The organism is Paenibacillus sp. JT31N17 (assembly GCF_056269255.1).
Genome location: NZ_JBWDNP010000033.1, coordinates 1 through 9,157 on the forward strand (window position 1 = coordinate 1; position 9,157 = coordinate 9,157).

Annotated in this window: 6 protein-coding genes; 2 read left to right on the forward strand and 4 right to left on the reverse strand. The window is 45.9% G+C overall.

From position 1 onward, the window contains the following. Positions 1-795 precede the first annotated feature (795 nt). Positions 796-1,293 carry a DinB family protein gene (locus AC0YOB_RS38180; RefSeq protein ID WP_475797200.1) on the reverse strand — a complete coding sequence of 166 codons (498 nt, stop codon included), beginning with the start codon at positions 1,291-1,293 and terminating at the stop codon, positions 796-798. 412 nt (positions 1,294-1,705) lie between these two features. Next, positions 1,706-2,041, reverse strand: a complete 336-nt coding sequence (locus AC0YOB_RS38185; RefSeq protein ID WP_475797201.1) for a hypothetical protein — start codon at positions 2,039-2,041, stop codon at positions 1,706-1,708. A 46-nt stretch (positions 2,042-2,087) separates the two neighbouring features. On the opposite strand from AC0YOB_RS38185, the gene AC0YOB_RS38190 reads away from it, so the two are divergent. Continuing rightward, positions 2,088-2,615 carry a hypothetical protein gene (locus AC0YOB_RS38190; RefSeq protein ID WP_475797202.1) on the forward strand — a complete coding sequence of 176 codons (528 nt, stop codon included), beginning with the start codon at positions 2,088-2,090 and terminating at the stop codon, positions 2,613-2,615. Positions 2,616-3,246: 631 nt separating this feature from the next. Here AC0YOB_RS38190 and AC0YOB_RS38195 read toward each other — a convergent pair. Next, positions 3,247-5,787: an InlB B-repeat-containing protein gene (locus tag AC0YOB_RS38195; protein ID WP_475797203.1), complete on the reverse strand. Its 2,541-nt coding sequence runs from the start codon at positions 5,785-5,787 to the stop codon at positions 3,247-3,249. A 1,733-nt stretch (positions 5,788-7,520) separates the two neighbouring features. On the opposite strand from AC0YOB_RS38195, the gene AC0YOB_RS38200 reads away from it, so the two are divergent. Then, the gene (locus tag AC0YOB_RS38200; RefSeq protein ID WP_475797204.1) at positions 7,521-7,994 is read left to right on the forward strand and encodes an HIT family protein; all 474 of its coding nucleotides are present in this window, start codon (positions 7,521-7,523) and stop codon (positions 7,992-7,994) included. A 274-nt stretch (positions 7,995-8,268) separates the two neighbouring features. Here the strand turns inward: AC0YOB_RS38200 and AC0YOB_RS38205 are convergent, their stop codons facing one another. After that, a complete protein-coding gene (locus AC0YOB_RS38205; protein ID WP_475797205.1) occupies positions 8,269-8,505 on the reverse strand; it encodes a hypothetical protein in 237 nt (78 codons plus the stop codon). Between the last annotated feature and the right edge of the window lie 652 nt (positions 8,506-9,157).

Sequence of the window (9,157 nt, forward strand, 5' to 3'; positions counted from 1 at the left end):
TGGCACCGATGGTTGCACAAGGTTTCGAAGGCACGTTCGAGGAACTTGCCAATTACTTGGCTAGTCAGCAGTAAGCCGATACAAATCGGTGAGACGAAAGAGCCTCGGGGGGATTACTCCGCGGCTTTTTCATTTGCCTTTATCATGTGGCGAGCGTGTAGAACACCTCGGTTGCGGGCGAGACAAAACATGTATTCATAAAGAACCGCGTAAATCGCAGTTTTTTTGTTCTAAGGATATAAGTTCTTGTCCAAAGTGCAGAGGCATCGAAAAAGCCATCGAAGGACTACATATTCGAATCGGAGAATGTGCAGTCGGAACATGTCATTAAGCTCCCTCGGTACGATTAAGTTTTCTCACGAGTGCTCGCTTATTCGCAGGATTTCACCCTTGCCAGAAATACAGAAAGTTAGTAAGAGAACTCACGTGGTAGACCTGGACAATATGGAGGCGTGAGGAAATAGAGGAGGAGGCTATTCCCATGTTCTTCCATGACCTGCACGTATTCTCCACGCCCGTTTGCTAATTTTCATCTGTCCCGTCCATTTGCCTGAGCTTGCTTCTGCGAGGTTAAGGCAAGCATGTACAGGAATGCTAACGGGTACGTTAGTGAGGAGGCCGCGCGGCAGCTCCTTTTTCGGTTGTTGAAGTAACGGGCAGGATAATTCCATTTATCACCGCCAGCTGCTTGCGGGACTACTAGATATTCGACGACAATAAAAACAGTCGCAGAGTACCGGCGGTCATGCCGGTGCCCTGCGACTGTTTGGCGCGTATCAGATCGAGAAACTCAGTTCATTGGGCACCCTCGTCGGCCGAGGGACCGTAGATGCCCGGCACCGGAATATCGAGAAGCCGCAAGTATACCCCGAGCTGCGCCCGGTGGTGGACCATGTGGCTTAATCCGAAGGACCGGAACGCGATCGCCCGCGGCTCGCGGAGGATGATATGGTCGCCGTGGCGCAGCGTCCATTCCTCGCCAAGTGTTTTCTCGTCGCATTCGGCGAGCAACTTTTCAAACTTGCCGACGTTCGCGTCGAACTCCTCCAGAACTTCAGCGCGTTTTTCCAAAGGCTCCCGCCGCAGCGGCACGGTCGAAAGATCGAACTCCGGGTACTGAAAAATCGCGATTTGCCAGTTCAGCAGGTTGATCAGGTGCGTGGTCAGCCCGCCGAGCGTCATCGATTTCTCGTGCGGCTTCCACGACATATGCTCCTCGGGCAAGCGTTCCAGAATGCGGCGCGTAGTGGCCAGTTCATGCGTTGCGTCGCCGACTATCAGTTGTTTGACCATAAATTCCTCTCCTCCCTTATTGTTTAGCATACTATAAATTCCAGTCGAGTGGAAAGGTCTCTGGTTAACCGACTATGATATTGCGCTATTCTGCCCGCGAGCTGAATAACGGGATTAATCGATTAAGCTCCCTGAGAGAATAAGGATTTTCTCGCGAATGCTCGCTCATTCGCAGAATTTCACATACATGTTTAAATAGGAGATTAAAGAATTATATGAGAGGGGCTAAGCAGTTCCGTTTGAGGGCATGCGGGAATAGAAGGTGTTGGTCTATTTACAACATCTCCCATGTAAAGATTTACTGCACGACTCTCTCCACAAGGTCCTTGGGATTCACTCTCCCAAATCTCAACGGGTCAACGCCCTCACATTCCTTCGTCCTATCTATCCAAGGTGTAGAGTCCGATCAACGTTAACGGAACGGGTCTAAGCCCTCAAGCGTAAAAATCTCGGTACTCCGTGCTTTCTTTGTGAAATTCTGCAAATGAGCTAATCCGCTTGTGTGGGCTGCAGGAACGGAAACGCCGACAGATCGAACGAGATCAGAACAGGGGATTTCGGGCAATAGCTTTTCAATCATCTCGTCCGCTTCATCCATGATGTGGCAGATTCGTTCATATTCATCCATGAGGTGCCGCAGTTCCCATTTGTCTTCTTCAAGGGCAGTAGTGTCTCCGACGCTATGTCTAGCGAGCGCTTGGAGATCAAGCGCCTTGTTCCTGCCACGCATGCCGCCAGGTCTAGCCATGGACACTCCCCAGAGTTGTACCATTTGTTCCGGAGTTAACTGCACGATGTCAGATGGGGCTGGAAAACGACGCAAAGTGGCTAATGAACGAGGACTAAAAATATCTTCGAACGCTTGCCTGTATTCTGGAAAACGGATATCCAGCCAGCGGTGGATTCTGTTCTTAATCCGTCCGGATTTAACAACCCGATGCTCTCTGTTTAACCATAACCCGCATGCGGTGGCAGGCTTCTTCTTTGGGAGAGAAGGGCGTGTGGAACCCGCGACTCACAGCATCGGCAATGACCAAAGCGTCCTTTGGGTCATTCTTAGAGGGGGAGTTGTCTCTGTTTTCCTTATTGCGTTTGGTCGTCATTGGATTGACAGGGACAACAGAAACACCTTGTTTAACCAACCAAATGGCGATATTGAACCAGTAGTGACCGGTACTCTCCATTCCCACAACGACGTCATTCAAGTTGTGCATGTTCTGAAATCTACGAATACGGCTAATAAAATGCTCAAAGCCCGCATGATCATTCGAAAACTGAAGCAGCTCGTAAATCCGGAGTCAAAGAATTTAATAAGCAGATGAAAGATGCCAAATTCACAACGTATCCTTTTTTATATGAGAAAGGAAATATACTCAATATTTATTGGGCTAAATCAAAAGAAAAGCCACTCTTTAATGAACCGATTAAATCAGCAATTGAAAAACTCTAAAGGTCAACTGGCTGTCAAATGAAATTGCGAGTAGCCGTTCAACTAACGGGTACGTTAGTTGAACAAACAGGCTGCAAATGGTACATTTATCACTCATAAAAAGTTTCTCAGTTGGAGCAAACGTCAAAGTAATTCTTGAAAATCCCCTTGGATATTAAAGAAAGAACCGAAAACAATGAACCATACGTACTTACAGCAAAAGAAATAATTCTCTTGAGTGGAGAATCTGCTTCTAAATAACTGTTTATAGTCAATAAGTTGTCGTCTCATTTGAAGGATTGAAAAACAGGTTAAAAAAACAAGCATAACCCCTACCAATTAGCGGTAAGGGTTTATTTTGCTTTTAGATGTAAGGGCAACAATTTTCTAGATAAGAGCCTATTACAAAAACAGTACGCGGGCAGCCGAAGAGCAAACCATGTTCGCGCCGTGGCCGCCCGCGGAAGATATATATTACAATCACCTGTAACGATTTCGTTAATTGATTAACACATAAGAAATCGTTAGTTCACGATGCGGATATCGTGAATCTGCGTGTTGCCCTTCGTGTCGACATAGACCCTATACCCGCCTACTTGATACGTCCCCGCGGCGTTGTTGTTGATCTTCAGCGTCACAGTGATATAATTTTTCGTCCCGTCGGAATAGCTTTCTGTCACCGTGATCGCCAGATCGTTCATATTACCGGTGAGTTTCGTCACATATGCGGAAGGCGTCGCGCTGACGAGCGTGATTTCCACCCACGCGGCGAACAATGTTAAGTCAGAGGTTACAGGGTCGTCGAAGTTGTAAGCGTCGCCAGCCGCGCTGCCTATACGCCAGCCGTCAAAAGTATAGCCTTCACGGGTTGGGTCCGTGGTTGGCTTGGCGACGGTTTGACCAAGTGTTACAGTGGCGTTTGGAACTTCGCTGCCCTCGCCAGTGTCAAAGGTGACCCTGCATATATCCGCCGGATCTCTGCTATCCTTAAATACTTCCACGGTACGCATTGTGTTCCCGGTTATGTTGAAGGTCCCGAAGTTGTTTATGCCGACGGTGACAATGCCCCCTCTTGCCACACTTGAGAGGTGTACGGTGTAAGTCGCGCCGGAGCCGGTCAATGTAGCCACCTTGACTGCCGCTCCGGTGATGCCGCCCGTATTGAGCGGCGACGACCCCCAAAAATCCGTGGAGCCGCCGGTGACGGTTATATCATCGGCAGTGAGGCCTGTTACCGCCTTGTTGAATGTAATCTGTATGCCTGTGCTGTCGGCTGTACCGTCTACGCCGCCCACTTGGGCCGCTTCGACTATGGCGACATCGGTCAGCACCATGCTTTCCGGTATCCAGGAGGCGTAAATCGTTAAATTGGAAAGCACGGGTTTTCTAAAATCATAAAGGATCCCGCGATCCGCGCTGCCTACCCGCCAGCCGTTAAAGATATAGCCCGCGCGGGCTGGAGTCGCGGGTTCCGTTGCAGTTTGGCCAACATCAACCTTGGTGGGGGTTTTCGCACCTTCGTCGTCAAAGGTAACAGTATTTTGGCTCGGTATTACGTTTGTGCCGCTGGTATCGGCTACCAAAGTCACGGCGGAACGTTCCGGGATAGTGATGTCGCCTGATACTTTACCTTTGGATGTGAAATTGTCAGTCGCGTTAGTTACATACATATCATATTCCAACGCGCTTATGCCTTCGATGTTTAGCACCTGGTTGTTCAGACTTGAGTTTACCAAGGTTATAACCAGGGTTTGGTCTTCGTGATGGGTAAAGGCTGTAACAAGCAGGTCGCTTTCCGGCACGCCTGTCACTTGGCTGTCAATCCTGACGGCACCAGGCCTGATATATTTGTAGAAGTGCTTTGAAGCGGCATACTTTTTGCTGTTTCGGCCTAAACTCTGACTCGTCAGCTCATATTGGTTTGGATTGGTTCCCGACACATAGCCCTGCCAGAATGTCCATGCGGAAACATCGCCGTATAGCAAGGCGGATTGTATAGCCATGGCTAAGGTAAGCGTGCTGTTTCCGTTGCTCTCCCGATTAAGCCAGTTATTGCCGTAGCCGGATGTTTCGGTCATCCATCTGGGGTTGCCGGAAGGCGCGGTTGTAGCTTTTTCAGCCTCCCAAAACCCTTTATGCATACTGATATCGGTGGCCTGGGTGCCGTCCGAGTAGCCGTGCACAGCGAAAGCGTCAAGGTTCTCTCTTGCCGCGGCGTCGGCCATAATCACCGGATGGTATGGGTTCCAACCCCGGTTCTCATGCTCCAGCATATGCTCCGCGCCGTATATAATTATGTCGGGATACGCCTCTTTGATAACAGGCACGGCGGCTTTTAACATGGCCACGTACTGGGTGGGGATGATATAGGCGGAATTCCAGGTCTGGGGGAAGAAAGGCTCGTTTTGCAGGCTTATGCCGTATACGTCCACTCCTTCGGCCTTGTACATATCAAGGACTTCCACCCACCAGCGGCCATAATCCTCAAAATGCTCGGGTAGAAGGTATCCCGTATGCCCGCCGATAGCTATCAAAGTCTCCTGACTGCCGTCTCCGCCGGATATGCTCTTTGAATGCTGGTTGCTTTTCCATTGCGGCGGCGGCGTCCAGGCGGTAAGGATAATCCTCAGGGGGATATCCAATTCCTTAGCCCTGTCGTTCAGGGCTTTTACCATAGGCTTTTGCCTTGCCCAATCAGTATCCTGAGTGCCATACGTGGGGCTGTCGTAGGTAGTATGCCCCGTGTCCGGAGGGACAAAGGGATATACCTCGTTGCGCCACATAGTAAGGCCAAGGTCAAGCAAAATCTCGTCAATCCAAGCTTCTGAATAGTATAGATTCGGGTTAATGACGCTATTACTCCAGTTTCTCATAGCGCCGAAGAAGCCGAATCCCTCCATGACCTGGTACGTGACGCCGGGGTCGAGGGTGAGTGTAACGGCGTTTCCTACCCCCTCGCTAGACACGGGAGCCTCCGTGACAGGCGCCGCTGCCAAACTTACAGACGTCCCCATCAACATGCAAATGGACAGCATTATGGCGACCCATTTCTTATGTGCTTTCATACATTCCCTCCTAGCCAATATTAGTAATTAATAACTTTAATGTCATATTTAACATATTTGATGAGGACATTAAAGAAGAATACAGCATAACGCTGGTATTTAGTAGAATATTAAGCAGGGGGATATCCAATTCCTTAGCCCTGTCGTTCAGGGCTTTTACCATAGGCTTTTGCCTACTTTGCGGTTTTATGCAAACGCTTCATCCCCTCCTTTGCGAAAACGAAATGTTGACGAATCGGTACCAGGCTGCCGCCATCGTGCGCGACGGACTATATGACGGGAGCAGGCAGGGCTGCGACCTCAATTGGAGGACAAGTTTTATCGACCAATAGGGGTTTACGGGATAGCTGCGGTTGACGAAAAGAACTTAGCTATGAAAAGTTTAGGTTCTTACACCGTCCAATTTGACTTGCCTGGTAGTCGCCTTGAAGCTTCAGAGTCCCTTAAAGCAAGCATTAAAACGGGAAATTAGAGAGGAAATAGGTGCTACACAACATGTTGGCTCCACTAAAATCTTGCATCATATTGCAATTTTATATGAAGTTCATATTGGGGTGGAGAATGCTTCCTTTATAGGTCGAATCGTTTGAGGGACAAGACTCTAAGGCTTTGAATGGCTTCTTTTCGATGAAGTTACACCGGAAAATTCTTCACCACTGGTTGAGGTAGCACTTGAGGGAATAATAAAAAATCGTGTCCTGACTAACCTAACGGGTAACGATAGCACAAGGACAACAGGCTGCCGGGCGGATCGGCAGCCTCGTGTTTTATCAAGGGAAAATAACTTCGAACTCAATATTTAGTCTAACTGAGGGAAAAAGATAAGTCTACAACTTCTTTGGTATTTCATGGAAAGTGAATTATGACCTGGCCGGGAAACTATGAGCGTGGAGGATTATCATGGCATCTCCAGAAATATTGTCTAAGGCAGCTTTATCCTTTGGATTCGATGTTGAAACCTTTACGTTTTATCAGTAATTCTACGAATGAAGTGTACCGGTTTTCAAAAAACGATTCGTCATACATCCTACGATTATCAATAAAGCCATTTGATTATGTGAACAGCATAAAAGCGGAAGTTCATTGGGTGGGCTATTTGGCCGGGAACGGAATACAGGCTTCATTGCCAATCATGACAACGGATGGGCAATTAACTGCCGTTTACAATGAGAATGAGAGATGCCAATGATAGATTCCTGATCGTTCAGCAAATAGAATCCCCACTTGCCGGGATAGGCCATAGTCGTTGAAGCTGTATTTATTTCGATGGGTCCGGACCAGAAATAATAACCCAATCTCTGCAGCGCTTCACTTAATGATTGGTAAGAACGTACGCGGGTAGTATGTAGTGCTTAAACAGGGGACTTATCTTAACCTAAGCACTAAGAAAATACTTTATTTTCTTTGAATACCTGAATAGGGCATTTTCAGTTTTCCTTACGTAAACTTGTTAATCCAGTCCTTTTGCGAATCTTGAAAGGACTTTGGTTGAAGTTCTTCTAATGTTTTACCTTCTAAGACCAATACCCACCGGCTGATGTATCGCCATGTGGATACGAAGTTCCTCCCTTAATAGGTGATTGGAAATGGAATTATAATGAAGAGGACGTAGCCCAAGCGAAGACGCGGGAGCGTTCTTTTTATTGAACTAACGAGCAGAATAATGCAACGAACAGAAGTTGCCTGCGTCTAATAGCTGGTTGGAAAAATATGAAAGGAGTTGAATGAGAAAGATGACAGCATCATTTTCACATAAGCCCGAAGGATACGAATGTCCATTTTGTCGTGTTTGGGGTATCGAGCGACCTAATCAGGGAACAAAACAAAGGGATATCATCTATCAGAATGAAAAGGTAACGGCATTTATAGCGAGCAAATGGTGGCCAAACAATAAAGGACATGTTCTTGTTGTTCCTAATCAACATTTCGAGAACATCTTTGAACTCCCTGCGGATTACGCTGTTGAAATCCACCGCGCGGCTCAGCTTACAGCATTTGCAATGAAAAGTACATATGGATGTGATGGGATTTCTACGCGGCAACATAATGAGCCTGCTGGCAATCAAGACGTGTGGCATTATCATCTCCATGTTTACCCTAGATATGTGAATGATCAACTTTATCTGTCAAAGGGGTCTCAGTCCGATCCAGATGAACGTTCTTTCTATGCTGATAAGTTGCGTTCTTGGATAAAGGAAAATATTTAAGGTCTAGAAGGGGTGAATGATAACCCTAGTAGGAGATGAACCCCGTAATTTGGAAGCTTCTTATTTCCAATTTTACATGCAATGGGTTATTTATGTTCAGCACTACATTAGACTGAATGCGTTGATTCTGTGCGGCTTTTCAGATTACAACATCGTCAGACTCCTTAAATTAAGTTTTAGACTGACCATAAAAATTAAAACAGCGAACGCCATGGACTAGAAAATATAGTCCTAGACTGTCGCTGTTTTATTGCGCTATTCCCGACAAGCTTTTTTACACCAATTTATTGTATTGACCCTTTTTAATACTGATACTCAATATAACAGTAGATGCAGCCAGTAACCAATTATGACTCCAAATCGAATATACGAAGGCAACAATAAGCATTAAACCTAAAAAAATAATAGCTGGTTTAGCACCAAGTTTTTTTCGAATAGTACTTAAAACTACGATAAATAAAATAGCATAAAAAACTAACATTCCAACCAGACCCAGATATGCAACAATCATGTACACACCACCTAATTATGAAGGCTGATTATATTATAGCATTAACTTAGTAATGGGAATAATGATGTCCTTATTTTTAGTTGCGCCGAACACCTGGCAGTCTAACACTTTATTTTCCCGCAACATCAGGGGCTGAGAAAAAAATGTATCATTGAGCTAACTGGCAGGATAGTGGAGTTGCATAAATCATTAGCAGCTCTTCAACATCCACATTGTGGTAAAATAAGTTAGACAAATATGTTAAACTTTATCAATATTGCTAAATAAAATGGATATCTATAAAGAGAGGAATGAAAATAAGTTGGGCGTAATAATAATGTTAATCGTTTATTTGTTAGTAGGAGCACTAATTATTAAATTAGGCATAGATAATTCAAAAAACACTCAATACTCTAAAGAAATATTAAAAGAATTGCGAGAAATAAAAGAACTTATGATAAAAAATAAGTACGAATAACCCAGTTCTACGTAAACGGAGCTGCGGCAGACGTTTTTGTTTTCTCAACTAACGGGTACGATAGCTCAACAAGGGAGGGCCTTTATGATCTGGACCCCATGTCAAGAACACTTTAAAAAAGAAGGCTCTTAGGCAGCCGACAAAAGATGATTCCTGTATTGAACAGGAGTCATCTTTTTTAATCCCCATTGATAC

What these genes read in the sequence shown, in the direction of transcription:
- AC0YOB_RS38180 (WP_475797200.1), bottom strand. Translation starts at nt 1,293, where the DNA reads ATGGTCAAACAACTGATAGTCGGCGACGCAACGCATGAACTGGCCACT.
- AC0YOB_RS38185 (WP_475797201.1), bottom strand. Translation starts at nt 2,041, where the DNA reads ATGGCTAGACCTGGCGGCATGCGTGGCAGGAACAAGGCGCTTGATCTC.
- AC0YOB_RS38190 (WP_475797202.1), top strand. Translation starts at nt 2,088, where the DNA reads ATGTCAGATGGGGCTGGAAAACGACGCAAAGTGGCTAATGAACGAGGA.
- AC0YOB_RS38195 (WP_475797203.1), bottom strand. Translation starts at nt 5,787, where the DNA reads ATGAAAGCACATAAGAAATGGGTCGCCATAATGCTGTCCATTTGCATG.
- AC0YOB_RS38200 (WP_475797204.1), top strand. Translation starts at nt 7,521, where the DNA reads ATGACAGCATCATTTTCACATAAGCCCGAAGGATACGAATGTCCATTT.
- AC0YOB_RS38205 (WP_475797205.1), bottom strand. Translation starts at nt 8,505, where the DNA reads ATGATTGTTGCATATCTGGGTCTGGTTGGAATGTTAGTTTTTTATGCT.